The sequence below is a fragment of the Pectobacterium sp. HCp5_1 genome, assembly GCF_032905925.1.
Taxonomy (GTDB): domain Bacteria; phylum Pseudomonadota; class Gammaproteobacteria; order Enterobacterales; family Enterobacteriaceae; genus Pectobacterium; species Pectobacterium brasiliense_A.
This window is the reverse complement of record NZ_JAUMIO010000002.1, coordinates 141,671-163,143: the sequence shown is the minus strand read 5'-3', so window position 1 is coordinate 163,143 and position 21,473 is coordinate 141,671. Positions and strand designations below refer to the sequence as shown.

The window sequence follows — 21,473 nt, the reverse complement described above, 5'->3', positions numbered from 1 at the left end:
AAATTCGTTTTAAACAAGGAATGAGAGAATGAAAATAAATAAAGATGACATTAAGCAAAAAGTCATTCCTACACGGGATATTGATGCAACTGACCGAAGATTATTAAGGGAACTGGTTGATGATGCCACGTTGAGCTATGCCGAACTGGGGGAAAAGGTTGCGCTTTCAGCGCCCGCCGCGCATGAACGGGTCAAGCGGCTTCGGCGCGACGGCGTGATACGAAAAACAGCCGCGTTGCTCGATCCTGTCGCGATAAAAAAGAATCTTTTGGCATTTGTGCACGTTGACACCAGCGGCTGGGGCGTTTCATCAGAACTGATGGAGATAACGCGCAATTCTGATGTTGAAGAGGTGCATTCGGTTGCTGGCGATGCGGCACTGATCCTCAAGATCCGCACGGAAGACGCGCAGTCGCTGGAAAAGCTCCTGTTTCAGCTTTACGCGGTGCCTGGCGTCAGTTCAACACGTTCGTACATTGTGCTGTCTACCTATCTTGAGCGCCCTGTACAGCCAAGTGATAGCTGATTCGCTGACGATTTGGCTGGGCTAAGCCGGGTAAACTGGGCGAGAGGTTTATATTCAGGCCATTGCTAATATAGTAGGCAATAGCCTGAAGTAATATCGGTGTGACTATCACCCTTCGTCTGGATCTAAACTTGATACTTGTTCACTCATCGTTGCATTATGGCAGCGATAAGCATGAATCTGTTCTTTAAGTGAAAGATTATTCGTCTCTAAGGATTCGGCATTGCCGCATTTTTTATTTCTTTCCTTAACCCATGTTGCTTGAGAGGCGTGGAATTTACTCTTTATGTCTTCAGGTGCGTCTTCCAATATTCCATAGACGTCGGTGAAAAAGAAAAGATATTGTTCCTTTTCACTTTCAAGCGTTTTCTCTTGTGCGTTTTTTGTGATTTTTTCGGCATTTTCACTGAGCCAGGCAACGGCATAAATCGCTCTGGATAGGGCATCATAGGATTTTTTTTCTACTTTTATTTCCTTTTCATGCTCGAGAATACTGATATCGTAGGCAAATGACGGAATGACGATCTTGTCATCGCTGAGCCTATTACCTTTGCTTTCCCCTGTTTTAGTAAAAAGGTTATTGCTAATTTTATCCATTTCATCCTTTGTGTACAAAAGATCGTCTTTATTAAGAATGATGTCGATAATCTCCTGACTTACGGGAATTTCAACCCGCAGGCTACACGAGAATGCTTTTCCCCAGCGTGGCTGAGTTGATATTTTAGAATAAATCACGTTCACCGTATCAACAGACTGAGAAGGGGACTTATAGAACATTTCTTTTGCACGGTCGGCAAACGTTTTTTTAACGACTTCCACTGAGTTAATATCGCTGCATTGAAAGTCGTCCTTTGCATACGCTGACGTACAAGTAAGGATAATTCCAATCATGACATAGAGGAGCTTTTTCATTTCTTGTCCTTGTTTTCAGTCAATCCAAGCTGTACCAGCCTTTCCCTCGTCATCTGCTCTTGGCAGGTATAAATTGTTGCTTGATCTTCCATTGAGCGGTTGTTATTCGCGACAGTTTCTATTGCACCGCATTTTTTATTTTTGTTTTTTATCCACTGCCGTGCATCCTCTTTCAGCTGTTCTTTAATATAATCGGGCAGGTTACTCCAGTAAGCATTTAGCGCGCTATCAGCCTCTCTGAATTCGACAATCGCTTTAATATATTTAAAACGTGGTGATTGTTCTTCCAGCCTTGCTGCATTTTCTTGTAACCAGGCCAATCCATAAAGTGTGCGTGAGACTGACTCATCGTGTGGATACATAATATTGGTTTCTTGCTGATTATCAGCAATATGAACATTATAATAAACACGGTCTAATACGATGTATTCATCACCTTTTTTGTGTAGGTAAAGATTGGAACGGTAAATGCTTTTTGCTTTAGGATCTCCATTCTCCAGAATAGGATAATATTTTAAAAAAGTTAACACGTCGGATGGGATTTTTATCTTGGCTTTGCCAAAGCAGCTTAAGTTATTTTTTGTTTTAAGCTTTGTGATAATGATGTCATATTCAAATTCAATTCTTTTAATTGTCTCTAAAGATACGCGATCGCTGATGGGTTGTGCTTTCTCTTGATCTTCTTTGATTAACGACTGAATGACGAGAGGACTACGACACACAAGATTATTTGCATTAACATAGTGTGATGAAAGTATCATCAATAATAGCGTTTTTATTATGATTTTTATCATTTTCAATTCCATTGAAATCATGTCAGCAGGACGCGCAGATTCGTTTATCTGAAGATGAGTAGGCGTTGGCACTGACCATCTTATAGCCGCCATTTATATTTGAGAATTGATAGATATAGGTTCGCTCACCCGCTTCTTGTTCAAGGTCTGGTGTCTCTTGGTTAATGAGTTTTGTGACTAGCCCTTTGAGGCCAGGAGGAGACACGATGTCCATCTGAATATTAATAAGGCCTGATGACAGCGTATAGTAATTCATGACGAAGACCGATCCTGCATCCGTGTAGGATTTTTCAAAATATTTTTCTGACGGCAGGAGATTTTTTATTTCTTGCAGAAATGAAATAAAGGCCGATTTTCCATTTGAACCATTGAAAATAAAGCTGGAGTCAGATTCCAGTTTTGGCATTATTTCGTTGTTTTTATAACTGACTTTATCTTTTTTCGCTATGTTTACACCATAGCTAGCGGGAATAAAATAGGAATTAGTGAGTTCAATAAATTGATTGTAATCCTTCTGTGACAATTTACTATTTTGCACCACCTTGGTGAAATCTGTCACAAAAGTGGGGAAGTCTTGCGCATGTGCCGCGCTGGAGAGAAAAAGAAAAGGTAAAACGACGCTTTTTATATAACTCCGTTTCATAATAAACACGCATTCCTTACAAATAGTGAATAAATCCTTTTGATATTATAAGGTTATTCATGGTTGTGCGTATATATTCTTTGTCATTCACATTGTTGTTGATGTTCTACAGACGATCTTTTCTGCTGCGTTTCATCTTTACTGCACCATCAGCACTATCAACGACCTTAAAACCTACGCGTTGGTAGAGGGTTATTGCTCTATTGCCGTTCAAAACACTCAGCGTCACGGGGACGTTGGCTTCGTCCGCCTGCTGCAAAAATGTGTTTAATAGCCATGCCGCGATGCCTTGTCCCTGATAGGCTGGCAAAATCTGGATTTGTATAATGGTCCACTCGTTAGCACCTTTGTGCCGTTTGAATAACCCAATACGTTCAGAGCCCATCAGCACAATATACGCGTCGTTATAATGATATTTGATTCGCTGCCAGTGCGCCGAATCATCAGCAATAACGCCGGCCCTGTGAAGGTGCTCGTCCATTGCTTCACTTCCTGCCGCTGTTGCTCACATCACTATTTCCTGTTGGCTCGGTGCTGTACCAACAAATATGCGCAGATGTTGGTACGACATCGTCGTTTGTAGCTAACAGTGTGAATGACTTAATTTTATGATTTTATAAGGGAAATTTTGATTTTCTAGGCGCTTCGAGACATGTGAATGGTGTCCCCAGCAGGAATCGATAATGGTTATCATGATTATGATTTTTAATGATTAATTTTTTAACGTTATAAAGTCTTATACATGCATTTATACGCAGGGGATTTTCTTACTTCATTTTTGCAATCAGTCAATCTGATTGTTTTATTTACATAGCTTTACAAAATGAATTGAAGTCGATTTGAGTATACATTTTGTGAACATAAGTTTACTGCTCATTAACACTCACTTGTATTCATCTATATTCAATAGTTCAAAAACACAGCTCTATTTAGGCCGGTATCTTTTAAGTGAAATCTAGGTGCATTTACGAATTAATATTTTTGTGCGAGGATTTATGAACCCAGTGAGATTGAGTTAAACCTTGTTGGAATCTTAGTGGAATTCTCGATTACAAAAAATTACATTTTTATTTTTAATGAGCCAGTTTTACTAAATATAGAGATATATAGCGATATGTAGATAAATATGGTTTTTTGAGTAATTTGAATGGTGATACTCACCTGACTACCCCTATTTACAACAAAATTCCGCCATGTAAATCTATATAAATCTTACGAACTCCTTTTGAATCTGAATTCATCTCAGAGGGAACGTGCATCTCAAATAAATGTGTGGAAGGTATGCTATGGATGATTCATTGATTAAAAACAAAGAGATACGGTTAATCCGTCTGAAAGATGTGATGTCTAAAACGGGGCTTCCTCGTTCAACGATTTATCATCGAATGAAGGATGGTCGATTCCCGCTTAATGTATCGATCGGGGAAAGAACGGTGGCATGGGTGGAGCAAGAAATTATCGACTGGATTAATAGCAATCTAGTAAATAGGAAAAGTGCGGAGTAAGGAAATGAAAAAAATAGAACGCTGTAAATATGATAAAGCCCTGAACATCATTTCGGCTTATCAGCCGGTTCCGTTTGAACCAAAATACGGGGATGGCGGTTATGCGATCCGCGTCATTGAGATTTATCGCCTGTTTAAAATGGAGCGTTCATTAGCCGAGTTGGAAACACTAACCGGCTATAACATGCCCAGCTACAGGTGTGATCCAGATGAAATCAATTTCCTGATTGAGCGTGGTACGGCGATTTGTAAGGCGGCACAGGAGGTCGTCAATGAAGCCAACCGGGGTGTTATTCGATATGGCGGTGAAGTGGAGAACCCTAATCACAATGTACTAGATAACCGGAAAGACCTGCTTTCGATGAAAGAGGAATTGAGGAAGCTACAAGTACAGAAACAACGGATGCTGGATGATTGTGAACGGGCTAAATTAATCTACCAGTCTCGGCAAGGGTTATTAGGTCTATTACGTCCTGTTGTAGAAGCTATGCTGAAAAAGAACATCAAAGGCTTTATGAATAAGGTCATTGAAAAAATTCCAGTTTCTTCATTTCCTGATTATGCCTATAGGGTGGAGTCCTATTCCAATGGTCTAAGCAATCAGTCTCATATTTATGCTTGGTCAAAGATGGATGAACTACAGAGAGCGGTAGAAGAGATATTAAAACGCTGTCGCCATCCTATAGATAAATATGAATTAAGCCGCAATGGGATCGCAAAGGCTGAGTTATGCCGTTTGTATTACGGCCATGAAGGGGAGTTATTTCGCCAGATCATGCCGGTAAATGATTATGTTGAATTAATGATGGAAACGGTGGAGTCTGATAAATATAAAGATAGCATGATGCGAAACACAATTTAATTCACTGTATTATCACGTCTATATAAAAGGATATTTTATGCATCAGGTTAATGCTCCGGCATTGGCGGGGGAATTTCATCGCAATTTTACCCGTGGCGCAAATTATTTAAGTAGTAACAAAAAGAGCTTTTCTGTATCTGATGAGGCAGAAAATAAATTACGCATTGCCTTGTTGGAGTCCAGTTGGATGATGCAGGGTATCACTTTGATGGATGTAGCGGAAGAAACAGGCCAGGCGATCACCATTGGTGATAGCAGCTTGCATACTGGGCGTATGGTAGAAGGGCGGTTTAATAAACCTCTAGCCGTAAATGGTACGCCGTATGATCTGGTCGAAACGGATTCCTGCGCGTCGTTGTCTTATGAACAAATGTCAATTATTGCTAACGTCGGTGGAATTGATCACTTCACTCGGACGGTGACGGCGTTCTTTGAACGAGCAATAGCGTTAGATATTTTGCGCATCGGATTAAATGGTGCATTTCTCAGTTCAGAAACCAACCCCACCAAATATCCCAAAGGGGAAGATATCAACCTTGGCTGGCATGCTATCGCCAAAAAATTTAACGATGGCTCCCAAGTGCTAACTGACTCGATCTCTCTGGGAGATGGCGGCGACTTCCCACATTTGGATGCACTGACCAACCATCTGATCACCAAAAAGATACCAGAGGGCTTCCGCGAAGATCCGCGCTTAGTGGTGTTGATCGGTGCTGAGCTGGCCGCTGCGGAACGGCTACGACTGTTCAATATGGCAGACCGTCCATCGGAGCTTGCTGCCGCGCAGATGGTCACCAGTTCTGTAGCAGGGCGCTTTGCCTTTGTTCCGCCGTTCATGCCAGGTAAACGGCTAGCTATTACCACACTGGAAAACTTGCACGTCTACACGCAGAAGCGTAGCCGCTATTTCCGAGCTGATTTCGTGGATGACCGTTCCGTGTATGAGCATGGCTACTGGCGTAATGAGGGCTATGCGCTGGGGAATGGTTACCTGTATGCCGCTGCTGATGAACAGGCCATTACGCTGTTGCAGTGAGGGAACACATGAACGATTCACCGTTAATCACCGGCTGGTATGCCGCGATATCAGGCGGCTAAACGCAGGCAAAAAAATACCCGGTGCGGCAGGCACCGGGTAACACTCCCTTGTCATCTAACGTCATGGCTCGTCACTGAGCAGGAAACACTATGTACGCGATAACGTACCCGGTCAATCACGGGGATTCGGATAAAAATTGCTTGCTGTCGCCAGAAAACGCGGGGTATAGTCTGCGCGTTGCCGCAAAATCGGCAACCGGGCGTGGAAACCCGTGTAACTTACTGGCGATACCAGACGCCGATTGCGTCTTTTTTTGTATCGTAGCCTTTGTACACCCATTTTTTACGGCACCGATCCGTACCGAATCAATGGTGGCTCAGGCGGGGCAGCTTTCGGGCTGGCCGGTGTCCAGTGAGGCCGGTATTTCCACCCCCGTCTGGGCTACCACCAATCAAGAGCGTGGAAACTCTGGTGGTAGTGTTTTAACTACTCACTGGAGGTTGACACCATGTCATCTACCCCTACCCAAACTCACCCCGAATTTGTCTTTATATTCCTGGCCGTGCGCCGTGCTGATGTTCACGCCGTTCCGCACCGTGAAACCGTTATTGCCCCCACTGAACGCAGTGCCCGCCGTCTGCTGGCGCGTGACTATGTACTCGCTTTTGCTGGCCGTCTGCCAGTTGGAGGGGCGCGTCATGTTTGATAACACGCCGCTGGAACTCGAAGAAATCATCGACCAATGCCGGGCGCTGGCGTATGCGCTGGTTGAACTGGATCAGCCCCAGGCGAAAGAGGTGCTGACCTTTGTTCTGTCGGAGCGGCTGGACTGCTTGCACCGCACCTTTCACCAGCCGATAGCGGAGGGCGATCATGACTAATACTCAGTTTCCTTGCGGCTACACGCAGAATGGCGAAGAGCGTATAAATCGCGCTTTACAGGCCACCGAGTGCATGGCCGAGTTGTTACGCCACCATGCCGTTCACCCTGGTAAGCCGCTTAATTCAGACGGCCTGGCCGCTATTTTTGAATGTGTTCGTGACCAGCTTAACAGCGCGGTAGAAACCAGTGAATTCTTTGCCGGAGGGGTGAACCATGAGCGCAATTAACCTGCCGACCTCACCGGCTTTCAAAATGGCGCTTTTGCGCCATTACATCGCCAACGCTTTTCTGGAAGCAATGACAACCCAGCACGGCCAGGCGGTGTATGTGCTGAACGGTAGCCGTATTCCGCTGACCGCCGACAAGGTGGCGATTAACATCATTTCCCACATTGAAGCGCCCTATATCGACCAGTTCGGCTGTGCAATGGGGCAAGCGATGGCGGCGCAGGCGCTGTATGAAATGCTCGAACCGGGCTTTATGCGTGAGGCGGTACGCCTGTCAGCGTATGGCTACTGCTGCCTGTTGGCCATGTATGCCGAGATAGCCAGTGGTGCGACGGATGGCGAACTGCCGCCCGGTGCCGTGGTGGAAACGCTGATAACGGGAGGAACGGCGCAATGAGTAGACCCAAACTCTCCGAGACTGTGAAGGAGGCAAACAACCGCTGGGTGCAGATATTACCGGCATTAGGGATTACGGTTCCGGCCAATGGCAGGCACGGTGCCTGCCCGAAATGCGGCGGTACAGACCGTTTCCGCTTTGATGATAAGGATGGGCGTGGGACGTGGTTTTGTTCGCAGTGTGGCAACGGTGACGGGCTGGATTTGGTGCAACTGGTCAGCGGGGATGACAACAAAACCGCTGCCGATGCGGTGGCGTCCGTGCTGGGCTTACCACAAGTGCAACACCCAACAACACCGCCCGCCAAGAAAGAAGCCGATGAAGCCGAAAAGCGCCGCCAGTTCAGCGCCAGCTATCGCACACTGCGGGCGACTTGTGAAACCGGCGAAAGCGCTTATCTGACCAATAAAGGCTTAGCGGGGCAGGGCTTGCCCCTGACTCGCCAGGAGAAACAGAGCGGTGGCGTGGAATTTCCTGCCGGTTCGCTGTTGCTGCCGCTGACTGACGTTGACGGCCAGATAACGGGTGCGCAGCTAATCAGCCCATTGGGGGATAAACGGCTGCTGGCCCATTCCACCCTGGCGGGCAGCTTTATTGCTCTGCAACCGCTGCCGAGTGAGGCACCGGAGCAGGTGACTATCACCGAGGGTTACGCTACCGCGCTGACGGTGGCGGCATTGACCGAGGGCATCACGGTGGCCGCTGTCGCCGCCAGTAATTTACTGAACGTGGCGCAGGCGTTCCGGCAGCGCTGGCCGGATGTGCGGCTGGTGATTGCTGGCGATAACGACTTTGACGACGGCAAGGAGAACACGGGGAAACAGTGGGCGGAGAAAGCCGCCAAAGCGGTAGATGGCTGGGTGACGCTGCCGCCGACACGGCATAAAGCCGATTGGGATGACTTCAGGCAGGAGCATGGCCAGGAGCGCACCAAAGAGGCGTTGCGCGAAGAAATGATTTTGTTTGGCAAGGGCAAGACCCGCTTGCCGCAAGGTTTCCGGCTGACCAAAGAATACCTGTGGTTTGACAAACTGGTGAACAAGTCAGACGGCGATACGGAAATTCGTAATATCAAACTGTGTAGCCCGGTGCGGGTGACGGCCATTACCTGCGACATGGACGGCAGCAACTATGGCCGCTTGCTGGAGTGGGAAGACACCAACGGCATCAGCCGCAAATGGGCGATGCCGATGGAGTTGTTAGGCGGCAGTGGGGAAGAATTGCGCCGTGTCCTGCTGGTTAACGGCCTGTCGTACATCAACACCAACGGCCAGGCGCGGGCGCACCTGATGGAATACCTTTCTCTGTGCAAGCCAGATCGTAAGGTGACGTGCGTCAGTAAAACCGGCTGGCACGGTTCGGTATACGTGCTTCAGGATGAGGTGATAGGCGAGGGCTCGGAATCGGTCATTCTGCAAACGTCCAGCGTACAGGGGCGGGATTTTCGCACTGCGGGTACGTTGGCCGACTGGCGCGATCAGGTGTCACGCTATTGCGTCGGTAATGCCCGCGTGGCGTTTTCCGTCAGCCTGGCCTTTGCTGCGCCGCTACTCAAGCTGGTTGGCGTCGGGGGCGGAGGCTATCACCTGAAAGGGGAATCGACGGACGGCAAGACTACCACCATGAAGGTGGCGGCGTCGGTGTGCGGCGGTTCGGACTTCTGGCACACCTGGCGGTCAACCGGCAATGCGCTTGAAGGGACGGCCAGCCGCCGCAACGATGCCACACTAATGCTCGATGAAATCCGTGAGGTTGACGGACGGGAGGCGGGAAATATCGCCTACATGCTGGCTAACGGCCAGGGTAAGGCCAGAGCCAGAACAGACGGCAGCGTGAGGGAAACCAATCGTTGGTGTCTGCTGTTTCTCTCCACCGGCGAACTGTCACTGGTTGAACACGCCGCCAATGCCGGGGAACGCACTTATGCCGGTGTGGAAGTACGCATGGTGCAAATCCCCAGCGATTCCGGCAAGTACGGGGTGTTTGAAGAGTTGCACGGTTTTTCGGGCGGCAAGACGCTGGCCGAGCATTTAGAACAGGCGGTGACGGAATACCACGGCGCGGCGTTCCGCGAGTGGTTGCGCCACCTCACGGCGGATTTATCCGGCATGACGGCCAAAGCCAAAGCGTTGTTGAAAACCTACACCCGCGAGTTAACCCCCCACGAGGCAGGCAATCAGGTAGGGCGTGCGGTCACGCGCTTTGCACTGGTGGCGATGGCGGGCGAGCTGGCCACCGAAGCGGGGATAACCGGCTGGCCTGCGGGGGAAGCGTTACGGGCGGCAAAAGTCTGTCTGGATGCGTGGATGGTAGACCGTGGCCATGTCGCCAATCAGGAGGAAGCCGCCGCGCTGGAGCAGGTGAAAGACTTCATCACCCGTAACCAGTTCAGCCGCTTTGCCGACTGGCACAACGAGTACAGCCGTCCGGCCAATCTGGTGGGGTTCCGGCAGGTGGTCAAAGGCAACAACACCGAGGATGCCGCCACCACGTTTTACGTGCTGTCATCGGGCTGGAAAGAAATCTGTAAGGGGTTCGACGCCAAGAAGGTGGCACAGCTTTGTGCTAGGGCGGGCTATCTGGATTTGCCGGAAGACGCGACTCGGACACAGAAAAACATTCGCCTGCCAGAAATAGGCGTCAAGCGGGTGTACCAGTTTAATAGCAGCGTATTGGGTTAAGACTCTCGCACGTATCTTATTTTTCTGAGGTAACAGAGGTAACACTGGTAACAAGTAGGCAAGGCAAGGGCTAGATGTGTTACCAGTGAAAAAAGCCCTGTGGTAACACTGGTAACAAAAAGCCGTGTGTTACCACTGTTACCAGTAGTGAAAATTCAGTGGTAACAGATAAAAGTCTTTTATATCAAGGCTGTTACCAGTGTTACCACTGTTACCATGCGCAGAGAAGAGAAACACAGTAAAAATGGCCGTCCTTTAGGGCTTTATTCCTGGCGGGCGGGGTTAACAGAATGGAAGGAGTGAGCGATATGAGGATAATGCGTGTTTACTGCCCTGAATGTGGCGCTGTGGCCACGGTGAAGAAAACCCACCGTAAGCACCCGCATATCTCAGATATTTACTGCGCCTGTGCGGATGTGGAATGCGGGCATACGTTCGTGATGAATATGACGTTCTCACATACCCTCAGTCCCAGCGCCAAAACTCACGGGCATATGATTAAGAGTGTGATAGATGGCATCGCGCCAGAGAAGCGTAAAGACATGATCGACATGCTGAGTCAGGCACAGCAGGACGACAAAAAGTCCGAAGTTGTGGGCGAACCGGACAGTTCCCTGGTTGTGGTGCGGCGTAAAGTCGGGGGGAAATAAAGCGCGTAACGCCGCATTAGCTGTTCTCATTTTTTCAGTTATGCCAACATCACTACTCGTCTATAAGCCCCGTCCGGCAAGGGATTGCCGGAACAGTGGCGTGCTGAATTATGATTCTGGGCAACATAGCGATTCTGGTATTTATTGCAATGGATCTGCATGTTTGCCAAGGTGGCTTTTTGTTAATTGTGGTCACTGTTCCCTTTTGTCCCCCATTATTACGACTACACAAGCTCGGCGTTTAAATATGTCTAACTATCACAGAACGCTCTAAATCTACTTTCCGATGCCATGCTCGCTAGCCTTTCTCTCGGTATTCATAGCGAATTTTTTTAGATCCTTTCGCGCAATATTTTGCAAATACCTCTTACAACACTATCGCCCTGCGAGCCTTGCCCGCACTGGATTTTCCGCATTACGTCAAAAATAAAAATAGTCAAATTCGTTCACAGTTAGAGTGACGTAAATGAAAAATGTAATTTAAAAACAAATAGTTAATTAATTCATCACACGAACATCATGTGTATGCTTTTGCAAAGTGCTGCAAAATCTTGCGCACAGTGCAAAAGCGCTCAGAGGCCAGAACCCCAGTAACCGCGCGGGCTGGCGTTATGGTTTGCACCAGATTTCTTTTGCAAAATTTTTATGATCCAAATAGTGCAGGCGGGTGCGGTGTAGCGCGCTTTACGTCTCGCGTACGTTTCCGTCTGCGGGCTGAGAACTCCAGCACGGTCGATGGTTGCGCGTTCATGAAATGACACTGGCCGTCACGTTAATTACGGCCTGCGGGGCTTAGAATGTGATTGACGCAGTTTTACGTGGAGAGGGGAATGGCGCAGACTATCAGGCGATGAATGGTGTATTTCGTACTTAACGCCGTAGCGCGTTGGCCGGTGCGGTGTAGCGTCGATTTTGTCATTAATCAATTCCTTTACCTAAATGTGTAGGTTCACTAAGATAAGATGCTGCTTAAAAAAACTTTTCAATAAAACGTCACTCATCAAATAATAACTAGTGGAAACTAAAATGGATAATGGTTCAGTTACTTTTTTTAATATTAATGCTTTTGGGTTTTATAGACTTAAACAGAAAGCTAAAGAATTAGACTTTAAATTTGGAGCAATTAAAGAAACATTCGAAGATCTTGAAAAATGGTTGGTGGATAAAAGTATTGAGGAAACAATTCCTTGGGATGTTGGGGTACATCCTTTAAGGTCAAGGACTTATTGTAGGGGGGTCGTTATCGATCCAGAAACAAATGACATAGTGATAGTTATGCTTCGTTCTGTAGGAGACAAATCAGGAAACTTACATGGTGTGAAAGTAGGTTCAGCAGTAGGAGCAACCGCTAGTGAGACAGTAAAGGCGGGTACTGATATTGAGGGCGAAGAAGTAATTTGGGGGGAACCGTGCTATTACTGGATCGTTCCTAGCCATAATAAAATGGCATCAATAATTTTTCCCCACTCTGGGGCTGATACTATTAGACTCAGTAATTACATTACTACTTTTGTTAATAATAACGGTACTGTAGGAGCAGAAAGAACGCAACATACGACAGACAGAGTTCACCATTTAGACCAAAATAGGAATATTAGAACGGTTAGGACAATATTTAAACATGTTGATGGTAAAGATAAGTGTAACTGTATGTTTAAGTTTGATTTTGAGCAAACTAAAATAAAAACCGCTATAAAAAACTTGGAGGTAATAATACCAAATATAACGCAAACAATAATAAGAGACACGACAACAACTCGTTTGAAAGATGAACGTGGCCCTATTTTAAGATTGGCAAGTGAATATCTGCCATCCTTGTTTGGGGAGCACCCAGAATTACAGGCACCTAAGAGGATTGAGGTCAGGATCGATGGGGCTCCTTCTGTTGAGGAGATTGCTAAGTTATTCTCAGAAAGAATGGATGATACTGATTGGGCTGATGTGGGATTCAAAGTAAAAGATTCTGATATTCCTGTATGGTTGACTAAGTACATTGTTAAAGCTACCTTGGCCATAGATTCAGATGGTCTATCTCACTATTCACCAGAAAGATTAATGAATGAAATAAAATTAGTGAGGGAAGATCTTCTTAAGTCAGTAATGGAACAGGAACAGGAACAGGAACAGATGGACGAGACTAAAAATGAAATCTCTCAGATTGATACTGGAAACGTTGCAGGGGGGATATGATGAGCCCAAAAAATAGAAAAGCACTTCAAGAGTTATACGAAGTCGTAAAATGGGATTTACTTATTTTAACAATAATTATTATAATTGTTTTTTTTATTTCAAATACCTTGAGGTTTAATGATATTAAAGATGTTGTTGGTACTTTGCAAAATATATCAGCCGCTATTTTTACTATTGTAGGATTATGGGTTGGTTTTCTTTACCCTACTGCAATACAGGGTATTGTTAATGATGATATTGATTACATTAAAAATACAAAAGATGTGCCTAGAATTGAGAAATTGATATATGTTATAGTCATTTCAGCTTTGGTTATGTTGGGTACTTTGATGTTTTATATATTTAAATCTGCGTTTTCAAATACAATTTTTTATGCTGATTATAAAGGGGTATTTAAGGTTTTGGCCTTTTCGTTTGTATATTTCTCTTGCTGGCTTCAAGCAAGGTGTATTGTGAGTGTTATTATTAGTAATATTAGGTTTGCGAATAATCTACATTCAAAAATTAGTGGTTCTAGAATAAATCATGATAATTGAATGAATCCGCCGTTCGGCGGATTTATAATTATTAAACTCGTTTTTTTTGTCTTTTTCTTATAAAGTAATTTGATCGCTAGTGATAAAAAGATAGACTTTCTTATATTTTATGAGTCTGTCATGTTAATGAGGTTAGCATACCAGTTCAGCATTGTTCTTCTATCTTCCAAATATTGCGCATGGTTATAAGTTCCACGGATGGAATTTTTATCCACATGCGCAAGCTGGGTTTCAATCCAAGCACTGTTAAATCCGTGTTCATGTAAAATGGTGCTCATGGTGTGCCGGAAACCGTGACCAGTCAGTCTGCCATGATAACCCAGCATCTTGATCACTTTATTAATCGCGGCATCGCTCATCGGCTTTCTGGTGTCATTTCGGCCAGGGAAAACCAGTTGATAATATCCCGTAAGCACTTTCAGTTCTTTCAGAATAGCAATTGCCTGTGTGGACAGTGGCACCAAATGCGGGCGGCGCTTCTTCATCCGTTCTTTAGGTATTTCCCACAGTGCATTATCTAAATCGAATTCGGTCCATTCGGCCGCGCGTAATTCAATGGTTCTAACACCGGTCAGCATTAAAAGCTGAGTGGCATATTTGGTGATCTGGCTTCCTTTATAATTATTGAGCGCCTGAACAAAATCGGGTAGTTCACTTTCGGTGAGGAACGGAAAGTGATTGTTCTTTGGTTTGTTCATGGCGCTGGCCAGATCCGGCGCTGGGTTATACATAGCGCGTCCGGTTACGACTGCGTAACGGAATACTTCACCACAGCGTCGGCGGATTTTGCTGGCTTGCTCTAACGCCCCGCGTTTTTCGATCTTTTGCAGAACGGCTAAGAGTTCAAGCGGCGTGATCTGGTCTATCGGACGTTTACCCAGGAACGGAAAAATTTCTTTTTCCAGATAGTGTATAACTTCTTTGGCGTACCCTTCCGACCAGGTAGTGAGCTTTGATGTGTGCCATTCTCTTGCCACCGCTTCAAAGGTGTTTTCCGTAGAGAACAACAAAGAGAGCTTATCGGCTCTGCGGGCGTCGCTGGGGTTAATACCATTAGCCAACATGGATCGGGCTTCATCACGTTTCTTACGGGCGTCAGCAAGGGATACGGTATCGTAAGTGCCAAACGATATGAGCTTAGGCTTATTGGCAAACCGATAGCGGAAGCGCCACCCTTTGGTCCCTTTAGGATCAATCAGTAAAGACAGTCCGCCACCGTCATTAAGTGTGTAGGGTTTGTCCTGGGCTTTCGCCTTTTTAATTTTGAGGTCGGTTAGCAGCATGTGTATAAGAAAAAGATCGAACCAAATGTATACACGATTTTATACGCATCTGTGTATAGCTTCTACAAGATTTTATGGTATCAGTTGAGACAGTGATTTAAGTATATTTGTTGTTTTTAAAGGGTTTTTTAGACTTTCGGAGAGCATTTAAGAGAGCGTCATGGTGTCCCCAGCAGGAATCGAACCTGCAACTAGCCCTTAGGAGGGGCTCGTTATATCCATTTAACTATGGAGACATGAAGCCCCGCTATTATACGCATTTTCGCTCTGAGAATAAGCACTTAACGGCGCGTTTGCTCAAAGTGTCGGCAATCAGCGTTTCTGCCGATGCTCTTTTCCCTCATTCTCATGCGCCTTTTGACGTTTACCGTGCGATGAACGACTCATGTCGTTGCGGATTTGTGCGTGGCTGATGAGTGCGAAAATAAAGGTACCGCCGATGATATTCCCCGCCAGCGTGGGCAGAGCAAACGGCCAGATGAAGTCATGCCACGGTATATGGCCAATGAACACCAGATAGAAAATCTCTGAGGCACCGGCCACGATGTGGGTGAGGTTACTGAAGGCAATCATCCAGGTCATGATGATGATAATCCACAGCTTGGCGGAGTAAGCGCGCGGCAGCATCCAGACCATAGTAGCAATAATCCAGCCAGAGACGACGGCATTGGCGAACATCTCCGTTGGCGAGTGCTTCATGACCTTCATGGCGATGTCGACCAAAGCCACCCGCGTTTCGCCATCAAAAACGGGCATGTAGGTAAAGGCGAGGGCGGCCAAAGCTGTACCAATCAGGTTGCCAGCCAGCACAACAAACCATAACCGACCGAGCAGGTAGACATTGCTGCGCGTGGGCTTATGCATGATGGGAAGTACGGCCGTGACGGTGTTTTCGGTGAATAGCTGCTGGCGTGCCATGATGACAATCACAAAACCGATGGTATAACCGAAGCACTCCAGTAGAAAGCCGCCAGATACGCCAACCAGAGGGTTGTGGAGCATACCGACCGCCATGAATGAGGTTCCCATGGAGATCCCTGCCGCAATCGCCGACCACAGCAACGCCATTGCATCACGTTCCAGCTCCTTTTGCCCTTCCTGACGAATCTCTTCATGGATCGCCGCGGCGGGGGACGGCAAGCGATCTTCATCTACATCGATCGCTTTTCCCTGCGTGCTTTCCTCGCTCTCTACCGCCACGTCCTTGTCTTTCTCTTGCCGGATTTGTCTGGATTCTGAAGGTGGATTCATAGTGATTCTCTCGACGAGTGGGCCGATTGTTGTCTGGCTAACGGTACTGACGTTGAGGGGTAATCACCGACAACCCCGATGATAAGCGTAGTTAGCTTTTACGACATGAGATGGCGCAGCGCGACTCACTGGTTTAGGCATAGCGGTGCTATGCTGTGAGGGGAACAAGGGAATACCGTACTGTCGCCCACGCTGGAGCGTGTGTCGCAACGATGCCGCGTGTTGTCCCCATAAGAAAAATGGCAAACCTCTGAAAATGCAGTAATGCGTAAGCCAACGTAGCGATGGAGCGATAAAATGTTACACTGTTGGCCGATATCCCGTCCTTGTCGCTCAGCCTGATAGGCTGGGGCTGATACTGGGAATACCCATTTTCGGTCGCGGGTATAGCACACTATAAATCAGGGAGAACAGATATGAATTACCGCCTGAGTGGGGTGGTGTTTGCCAGCGTGTTACTGATCGGCTGCGCCAGTTCCGGGGATCGAGCTCAAGAAGGACGTTCTGATCCGCTTGAAGGCTTTAACCGTACCATGTTCAGCTTTAACTATGACGTTCTGGATCCTTATCTGGTGCGTCCTGCGGCTGTGGCCTGGCGAGATTATGTGCCGACGCCTGCGCGTAACGGACTAGGGAACTTCTTCAGCAACCTGGAAGAGCCTGCAACGATGGTGAACTACTTCGTTGAAGGTAAGCCGTATAAAGCGATGATTCACTTTAACCGCTTCTTCCTGAATACCTTGCTCGGGATGGGCGGCCTGATTGACGTGGCCTCAATGGCGAACCCGAAACTGGCGAAAGAAGAGTCTCGCCGCTTTGGTAGCACATTGGGTCATTATGACGTGGGCTACGGGCCTTATCTGGTGGTACCCGGCTACGGCAGCGTGACACCTCGTGAAGACGGCGGTGGCGTCGTGGATACGTTGTATCCGATGCTGAGCTATCTGACGTTCTGGATGTCCGCGGGTAAATGGGCTATCGAAGGGATAGAAACGCGAGCACAGCTGTTGGATTCCGACGGCCTGCTGCGTAACTCTTCCGATCCTTACCTGATGATGCGTGAAGCCTACTTCCAGCGGCATGATTTCCTTGCCAGTGATGGACAACTCACCCCGCAGAAGAACCCGAATGCGGCAGCGATTGAAGACTCGCTCGACGAGATCGATTCAGCGAAATAGTGTCGCGTCACATCGCTCATTTCACAGGCACCTGCGGGTGCCTTTTGCTTTTATAAAACACTGCTAAACTTACTTTTACCATGATGATTCTGTGGTTTGTTTCTTAAAAGTTATTACTTTGTTGTTCATTTATTTACTTACTAAAATTTATTTCCTTTCATCAGATAACAATAATGCTACGTCGTTAACCGCTACCGCTGCCCATCCTGGTTGAAATGTGTCTGCACGCTGATTTTTTTGTTAGCAAGGTGATTAACAAAAAGGTCATAAGAATGATGCCTTTTACGGATGATGGCGTGGTCGTGTGTTAATGAATGCCCAGAATTCTATTTACCTGCACTTATAAAAAATAGAGATATAAGCATGAAAAAACTACTTGCTATGTTCTTCTGCCTGAGCGTGGTGGTTAGCGCCCCACTGGCGATGGCTGAAGAGGCTAAAACGACAGAGAAGACAACGGATGTGGTACTGATCGGCGGGGGCATTATGAGCTCTACGCTGGGCGTGTATTTACAGGAGCTGCAACCAGACTGGTCTATCGACATGGTTGAGCGGATGGATAATGTGGCGGAAGAGAGCTCGAACGGCTGGAATAATGCCGGTACGGGTCACTCGGCTTTCATGGAACTCAACTACACGCCGGATAATCCCGACGGCCCAATCAACATCAGCAAAGCGCTGGAAATCACTGAAGCGTTTGAAGTCTCGCGCCAGTTCTGGTCCTATCAGGTGAAAAACGGCGTGCTGAATAATCCGCACTCTTTCATCAATAGCGTGCCGCACATCGCTTTTGTCTGGGGCGATGAGAACACCGCTTTCCTGAAACATCGTTATGACGCGATGCAGCACAGTACGCTGTACCGTGGCATGGAGTTCTCTGACGATCCCAATACGATCAAAGAGTGGGCGCCGCTGGTGATGGAAGGTCGCGATCCGGCGCAGAAGATTGCGGCTACTCGTATGCCTATCGGTACCGACGTGAACTACGGTGAAATCACGCGTCAGCTGGTTGGCGCGATGAAAACCAAACCTAACTTTGCGCTGCACCTGAATTCAGAAGTGCGTGATATCAAGCGTAATGCGGATAACACCTGGAGCGTAACTTACGCCGATCTGAAGAACGGCGAGAAAGAAAGCGTGATGAAGGCGAAGTTTGTCTTTATCGGTGCGGGCGGGGCGGCGCTGCCGCTGTTGCAGAAATCCGGCATTCCTGAGGCCGATCTGTACGGTGGCTTCCCGGTTGGTGGCGAATTCCTGGTGACAGAAAACCCGGAAATCGTGAAGCGCCACATGGCGAAAGTTTACGGTAAAGCCTCCGTCGGTGCGCCACCGATGTCGGTTCCTCATCTGGATACGCGTATTTTTGACGGCAAACCCGTTCTGCTGTTCGGGCCGTTTGCCACCTTCTCCAGCAAATTCCTGAAAAATGGTTCGCTGTGGGATCTGATCGGTTCCGTAACCTTCTCCAACGTGATGCCGATGACGCACGTCGGTCTGGATAACTTCGATCTGGTGAAGTATCTGGTTGGTCAGGTCATGATGGATGACGACGATCGTTTCTCCTCGCTGCAGGAATACTTCCCTAACGCGAAGAAAGAAGACTGGAGACTGGCGATTGCCGGCCAGCGCGTTCAGGTTATCAAGAAAGACGATGACAAAGGCGGCGTGCTGAAACTGGGTACGGAAATCGTCAGCTCTCAGGATGGTTCGATTGCCGCGTTGCTGGGTGCCTCTCCGGGCGCATCTACCGCCGCGCCGATTATGCTGAGCCTGCTGGAAAAAGTGTTTAAAGATAAAGTCGCTACGCCAGAATGGCAGGGTAAGCTGAAAGAGATCATTCCTTCTTATGGTCAGAAGCTGGACGGTAATATTGAAATGACCAATAAAATCCGCAGCTACACCAGCAGCACGCTGGACCTGGACTATATTGAGGTTAAGCCTGAGTAATCGGGGTTAGCTGGAAGTCACGATGTCAGGCCGCGAAAGCGGCCTTTTTTGTGCCTTCAAGCCCAATGCGAACTAGCGATTGTCGGTGTTGAGTCCAGGGATCCTGGAAAACGCTTCTGCAATGAAGTCCATGAATACAATGGCTCGCTTTGGTAGCAGGCGATTGGCGACATAGAGAAACTGGATTGGCACTGGCGGTGCTTCGTAGTCGCAAAGTACCTGACACAGCCTGCCGCTCTGTAATCCATCCTCGTATAACCACTTGGGGCCGCTGGCGATACCAAGGCCGGCGATGACGGCTTCCCGTACGGCCTGGGGGGAGTTGACCCGGAATCGCCCCGAAACGTTGATCTCGGTATCTCGAAAATGCCACGTACTACCCGTGCTTAACAGCGAGTACAGAATACAGTCATGATCGTGCAGATCTTCTGGTATTTGCGGTATGCCACGACGACTCAGATAGTCTACCGAGGCTATATACACGCGTGTGAAAAGGCCAATTCGGCGCGCACGTAGTGCACTGTCGGAAGGATGGCCGATTCGGATAGCTAACTCGGCCCCTTCTTCCACCAGATCGACGAAACGATCGCTCAGTTGCAAATCCAGCGACAACCCGGGGTAGCGGGCGAGAAAAGCAGGGATCTGTGGTATCAGGAAGGTATGGGCCATGGCTGTGGGGCAGGCCACTCGCAGAAGTCCAGTGGGTTCCGTCTCATCGCTCAAGGATGACTCTGATTCTGCAACCGCATCGAGAATTCGGCTGACATCTGCGTAGTACCGCTCGCCCTCGGGCGTCAGCACAAGCTGGCGTGTTGTCCGCTGAAGTAGTCTGACGCCCAGATGTTCTTCTAAGGCGGCAACGTATCGACTTACGTTGGGTTGCCCCATATTCAGGTCGCGTGCTGCCGCAGAAAAACTGCCTGTTTCGACAGTCCGTTTAAAACAGGTCATGAGCAGAAAACGATCCACGTAAAGGTGCCTCAATTAATGCAGTAATGGAATAAATTATATGCGAAATAAGGATCTTATCATCATTTATGCATACAAATATGATTAGCGCTGTCCCCGGCAGCACATTGCTGCATCCCGCTATGATTATCAGGAGTTCCCTATGTCTCGCTTACACAACAAACGTACCCTTATTACCGGAGGTACCTCCGGCATTGGGCTGGAAACCGCAAAGCAGTTCCTTGCAGAAGGGGCTCGTGTCATCGTTACTGGGGTCAACCCCGATTCTATTGCCGCGGCAAAAGCCGAACTTGGCAGCGAAGTGCTAGTGCTGTGCGCCGACTCGGCCAGTGTGAGTGCACAGAATGAACTGGCGCAGGCCGTGGAGGCGCATTATGGAAAGGTTGACGTCGTTTTCCTTAACGCGGGTGTTTCCGTTTGGCAACCGATCGAAGAATGGACAGAAGACATGTTTGATCGCTCCTTCGACATTAACGTCAAGGGGCCGTATTTTCTGATCCAGTCGCTATTGCCGGTGTTCGCCAATCCCGCTTCAGTCATCCTCAACACGTCGATTAGTACGCATGTAGGATCGAGCCGCTCCTCCGTTTATTCGGCGACCAAAGCCGCTTTTCTTAGCCTGTCAAAGACGCTGTCGAGTGAACTGATGGCGCGTGGTATTCGCATCAACGCGGTCAGCCCGGGTCCTATAGATACCCCGCTGTATGACAAACTTGGCATTCCCGATAGCTATCGCAAACAAGTCAATGAGGAGATCGTCAAGAGCATCCCTTCAGGCCGTTTCGGCACGGCGGAGGAGATTGCCAAGGCGGTGTTGTATCTGGCTTCAGATGAGTCCCGATGGACCATCGGTAGTGAGATCGTCGTGGATGGCGGACGTCTCTTGAACGACTGATTCGACATTACAATGTTCGTGGAGTGTTCATCATTAGCTAATCGCTACGTCAGTAAGACAGAGACACGTGCCTTGTGATGAGCAATAAAAAAGCAGGTAAGTTGC

Annotated in this window: 22 protein-coding genes, 1 tRNA gene and 1 pseudogene; 16 read left to right on the top strand and 8 right to left on the bottom strand. The window is 47.8% G+C overall.

From position 1 onward, the window contains the following. Positions 1–28 precede the first annotated feature (28 nt). Complete coding sequence (locus Q3A88_RS02275; RefSeq protein WP_010681623.1) at positions 29–526, top strand: Lrp/AsnC family transcriptional regulator; 498 nt, start codon at positions 29–31, stop codon at positions 524–526. Between the two features lie 108 nt (positions 527–634). Here the strand turns inward: Q3A88_RS02275 and Q3A88_RS02270 are convergent, their stop codons facing one another. From Q3A88_RS02270 to Q3A88_RS02255, 4 genes are all read right to left on the bottom strand, one after another. Next, positions 635–1,438: a hypothetical protein gene (locus tag Q3A88_RS02270; protein WP_317177328.1), complete on the bottom strand. Its 804-nt coding sequence runs from the start codon at positions 1,436–1,438 to the stop codon at positions 635–637. Continuing rightward, positions 1,435–2,232, bottom strand: coding sequence for a lysozyme inhibitor LprI family protein (locus tag Q3A88_RS02265; protein ID WP_110162173.1), 798 nt, complete (start codon positions 2,230–2,232; stop codon positions 1,435–1,437). Before Q3A88_RS02265 ends, Q3A88_RS02270 begins: the two co-directional genes overlap by 4 nt. Positions 2,233–2,254: 22 nt before the next feature. Further along, on the bottom strand, positions 2,255–2,875 hold the full coding sequence (locus Q3A88_RS02260; protein WP_110162174.1) for a hypothetical protein: 621 nt from the start codon (positions 2,873–2,875) through the stop codon (positions 2,255–2,257). Positions 2,876–2,981: 106 nt separating this feature from the next. Beyond that, positions 2,982–3,356, bottom strand: a complete 375-nt coding sequence (locus tag Q3A88_RS02255) for a GNAT family N-acetyltransferase (RefSeq protein ID WP_258307560.1) — start codon at positions 3,354–3,356, stop codon at positions 2,982–2,984. Positions 3,357–4,161: 805 nt separating this feature from the next. Between Q3A88_RS02255 and Q3A88_RS02250 the strand changes: the two genes are divergently transcribed. From Q3A88_RS02250 to Q3A88_RS02195, 12 genes and pseudogenes are all read left to right on the top strand, one after another. After that, on the top strand, positions 4,162–4,380 hold the full coding sequence (locus tag Q3A88_RS02250) for an AlpA family transcriptional regulator (RefSeq protein ID WP_317177327.1): 219 nt from the start codon (positions 4,162–4,164) through the stop codon (positions 4,378–4,380). Positions 4,381–4,384: 4 nt separating this feature from the next. After that, the gene (locus Q3A88_RS02245; protein WP_317177326.1) at positions 4,385–5,242 is read left to right on the top strand and encodes a hypothetical protein; all 858 of its coding nucleotides are present in this window, start codon (positions 4,385–4,387) and stop codon (positions 5,240–5,242) included. 37 nt (positions 5,243–5,279) lie between these two features. Next, positions 5,280–6,278, top strand: coding sequence for a P2 family phage major capsid protein (locus Q3A88_RS02240; protein ID WP_317177325.1), 999 nt, complete (start codon positions 5,280–5,282; stop codon positions 6,276–6,278). A 152-nt stretch (positions 6,279–6,430) separates the two neighbouring features. Further along, positions 6,431–6,709: pseudogene (locus Q3A88_RS02235) on the top strand (ash family protein); the annotation flags it as partial. An 80-nt stretch (positions 6,710–6,789) separates the two neighbouring features. After that, positions 6,790–6,987 carry a host cell division inhibitor Icd-like protein gene (locus Q3A88_RS02230; protein ID WP_137742597.1) on the top strand — a complete coding sequence of 66 codons (198 nt, stop codon included), beginning with the start codon at positions 6,790–6,792 and terminating at the stop codon, positions 6,985–6,987. Continuing rightward, on the top strand, positions 6,980–7,162 hold the full coding sequence (locus Q3A88_RS02225; RefSeq protein ID WP_119881748.1) for a hypothetical protein: 183 nt from the start codon (positions 6,980–6,982) through the stop codon (positions 7,160–7,162). Before Q3A88_RS02230 ends, Q3A88_RS02225 begins: the two co-directional genes overlap by 8 nt. After that, entirely contained in the window at positions 7,155–7,391 is a 237-nt protein-coding gene (locus Q3A88_RS02220) for a hypothetical protein (RefSeq protein WP_137742595.1), read from the top strand. Before Q3A88_RS02225 ends, Q3A88_RS02220 begins: the two co-directional genes overlap by 8 nt. Further along, a complete protein-coding gene (locus Q3A88_RS02215; protein WP_137742594.1) occupies positions 7,378–7,788 on the top strand; it encodes a hypothetical protein in 411 nt (136 codons plus the stop codon). Before Q3A88_RS02220 ends, Q3A88_RS02215 begins: the two co-directional genes overlap by 14 nt. Then, positions 7,785–10,469 carry a DUF927 domain-containing protein gene (locus Q3A88_RS02210; protein ID WP_317177324.1) on the top strand — a complete coding sequence of 895 codons (2,685 nt, stop codon included), beginning with the start codon at positions 7,785–7,787 and terminating at the stop codon, positions 10,467–10,469. The genes Q3A88_RS02215 and Q3A88_RS02210 overlap by 4 nt, the downstream gene beginning before the upstream one ends. Positions 10,470–10,777: 308 nt before the next feature. After that, on the top strand, positions 10,778–11,119 hold the full coding sequence (locus Q3A88_RS02205) for an ogr/Delta-like zinc finger family protein (RefSeq protein ID WP_317177323.1): 342 nt from the start codon (positions 10,778–10,780) through the stop codon (positions 11,117–11,119). A gap of 1,026 nt (positions 11,120–12,145) precedes the next feature. After that, positions 12,146–13,309 (top strand): hypothetical protein, encoded by a 1,164-nt coding sequence (locus Q3A88_RS02200; protein WP_317177322.1) that lies wholly within the window; start codon positions 12,146–12,148, stop codon positions 13,307–13,309. Then, positions 13,306–13,845, top strand: a complete 540-nt coding sequence (locus Q3A88_RS02195; RefSeq protein ID WP_317177321.1) for a hypothetical protein — start codon at positions 13,306–13,308, stop codon at positions 13,843–13,845. Before Q3A88_RS02200 ends, Q3A88_RS02195 begins: the two co-directional genes overlap by 4 nt. Before the next feature lie 107 nt (positions 13,846–13,952). On the opposite strand, the gene Q3A88_RS02190 is transcribed toward Q3A88_RS02195, so the two are convergent. The 3 genes from Q3A88_RS02190 to Q3A88_RS02180 form a co-directional block, all read right to left on the bottom strand. Further along, positions 13,953–15,128, bottom strand: a complete 1,176-nt coding sequence (locus Q3A88_RS02190; RefSeq protein WP_317177320.1) for a tyrosine-type recombinase/integrase — start codon at positions 15,126–15,128, stop codon at positions 13,953–13,955. A gap of 161 nt (positions 15,129–15,289) precedes the next feature. Continuing rightward, positions 15,290–15,364, bottom strand: a tRNA-Arg gene (locus tag Q3A88_RS02185). Between the two features lie 76 nt (positions 15,365–15,440). Beyond that, positions 15,441–16,379, bottom strand: a complete 939-nt coding sequence (locus Q3A88_RS02180; protein ID WP_317177319.1) for a formate/nitrite transporter family protein — start codon at positions 16,377–16,379, stop codon at positions 15,441–15,443. 416 nt (positions 16,380–16,795) lie between these two features. Here Q3A88_RS02180 and mlaA point away from each other — a divergent pair, with 416 nt between their 5' ends. Next, a complete protein-coding gene (mlaA, locus tag Q3A88_RS02175; protein WP_040043671.1) occupies positions 16,796–17,557 on the top strand; it encodes a phospholipid-binding lipoprotein MlaA in 762 nt (253 codons plus the stop codon). A 363-nt stretch (positions 17,558–17,920) separates the two neighbouring features. Continuing rightward, the gene (mqo, locus tag Q3A88_RS02170) at positions 17,921–19,504 is read left to right on the top strand and encodes a malate dehydrogenase (quinone) (RefSeq protein WP_317177318.1); all 1,584 of its coding nucleotides are present in this window, start codon (positions 17,921–17,923) and stop codon (positions 19,502–19,504) included. A 72-nt stretch (positions 19,505–19,576) separates the two neighbouring features. Here mqo and Q3A88_RS02165 read toward each other — a convergent pair whose 3' ends face one another. Continuing rightward, entirely contained in the window at positions 19,577–20,473 is an 897-nt protein-coding gene (locus Q3A88_RS02165) for a LysR family transcriptional regulator (protein WP_317177317.1), read from the bottom strand. A 142-nt stretch (positions 20,474–20,615) separates the two neighbouring features. Between Q3A88_RS02165 and Q3A88_RS02160 the strand changes: the two genes are divergently transcribed. Beyond that, positions 20,616–21,368 carry an SDR family oxidoreductase gene (locus Q3A88_RS02160; RefSeq protein ID WP_110162178.1) on the top strand — a complete coding sequence of 251 codons (753 nt, stop codon included), beginning with the start codon at positions 20,616–20,618 and terminating at the stop codon, positions 21,366–21,368. Positions 21,369–21,473: the final 105 nt, after the last annotated feature.

Bases quoted from the DNA above. Each gene is read 5' to 3' on its own strand.
- mqo (WP_317177318.1), top strand. From the start codon at position 17,921: ATGAAAAAACTACTTGCTATGTTCTTCTGCCTGAGCGTGGTGGTTAGC.
- Q3A88_RS02265 (WP_110162173.1), bottom strand. From the start codon at position 2,232: ATGATAAAAATCATAATAAAAACGCTATTATTGATGATACTTTCATCA.
- Q3A88_RS02200 (WP_317177322.1), top strand. From the start codon at position 12,146: ATGGATAATGGTTCAGTTACTTTTTTTAATATTAATGCTTTTGGGTTT.
- Q3A88_RS02245 (WP_317177326.1), top strand. From the start codon at position 4,385: ATGAAAAAAATAGAACGCTGTAAATATGATAAAGCCCTGAACATCATT.
- Q3A88_RS02180 (WP_317177319.1), bottom strand. From the start codon at position 16,379: ATGAATCCACCTTCAGAATCCAGACAAATCCGGCAAGAGAAAGACAAG.
- Q3A88_RS02230 (WP_137742597.1), top strand. From the start codon at position 6,790: ATGTCATCTACCCCTACCCAAACTCACCCCGAATTTGTCTTTATATTC.
- Q3A88_RS02275 (WP_010681623.1), top strand. From the start codon at position 29: ATGAAAATAAATAAAGATGACATTAAGCAAAAAGTCATTCCTACACGG.
- Q3A88_RS02220 (WP_137742595.1), top strand. From the start codon at position 7,155: ATGACTAATACTCAGTTTCCTTGCGGCTACACGCAGAATGGCGAAGAG.
- Q3A88_RS02195 (WP_317177321.1), top strand. From the start codon at position 13,306: ATGATGAGCCCAAAAAATAGAAAAGCACTTCAAGAGTTATACGAAGTC.
- Q3A88_RS02210 (WP_317177324.1), top strand. From the start codon at position 7,785: ATGAGTAGACCCAAACTCTCCGAGACTGTGAAGGAGGCAAACAACCGC.
- Q3A88_RS02240 (WP_317177325.1), top strand. From the start codon at position 5,280: ATGCATCAGGTTAATGCTCCGGCATTGGCGGGGGAATTTCATCGCAAT.
- Q3A88_RS02225 (WP_119881748.1), top strand. From the start codon at position 6,980: ATGTTTGATAACACGCCGCTGGAACTCGAAGAAATCATCGACCAATGC.
- Q3A88_RS02160 (WP_110162178.1), top strand. From the start codon at position 20,616: ATGTCTCGCTTACACAACAAACGTACCCTTATTACCGGAGGTACCTCC.
- Q3A88_RS02270 (WP_317177328.1), bottom strand. From the start codon at position 1,438: ATGAAAAAGCTCCTCTATGTCATGATTGGAATTATCCTTACTTGTACG.
- Q3A88_RS02190 (WP_317177320.1), bottom strand. From the start codon at position 15,128: ATGCTGCTAACCGACCTCAAAATTAAAAAGGCGAAAGCCCAGGACAAA.
- Q3A88_RS02215 (WP_137742594.1), top strand. From the start codon at position 7,378: ATGAGCGCAATTAACCTGCCGACCTCACCGGCTTTCAAAATGGCGCTT.
- Q3A88_RS02205 (WP_317177323.1), top strand. From the start codon at position 10,778: ATGAGGATAATGCGTGTTTACTGCCCTGAATGTGGCGCTGTGGCCACG.
- Q3A88_RS02255 (WP_258307560.1), bottom strand. From the start codon at position 3,356: ATGGACGAGCACCTTCACAGGGCCGGCGTTATTGCTGATGATTCGGCG.
- Q3A88_RS02250 (WP_317177327.1), top strand. From the start codon at position 4,162: ATGGATGATTCATTGATTAAAAACAAAGAGATACGGTTAATCCGTCTG.
- Q3A88_RS02260 (WP_110162174.1), bottom strand. From the start codon at position 2,875: ATGAAACGGAGTTATATAAAAAGCGTCGTTTTACCTTTTCTTTTTCTC.
- mlaA (WP_040043671.1), top strand. From the start codon at position 16,796: ATGAATTACCGCCTGAGTGGGGTGGTGTTTGCCAGCGTGTTACTGATC.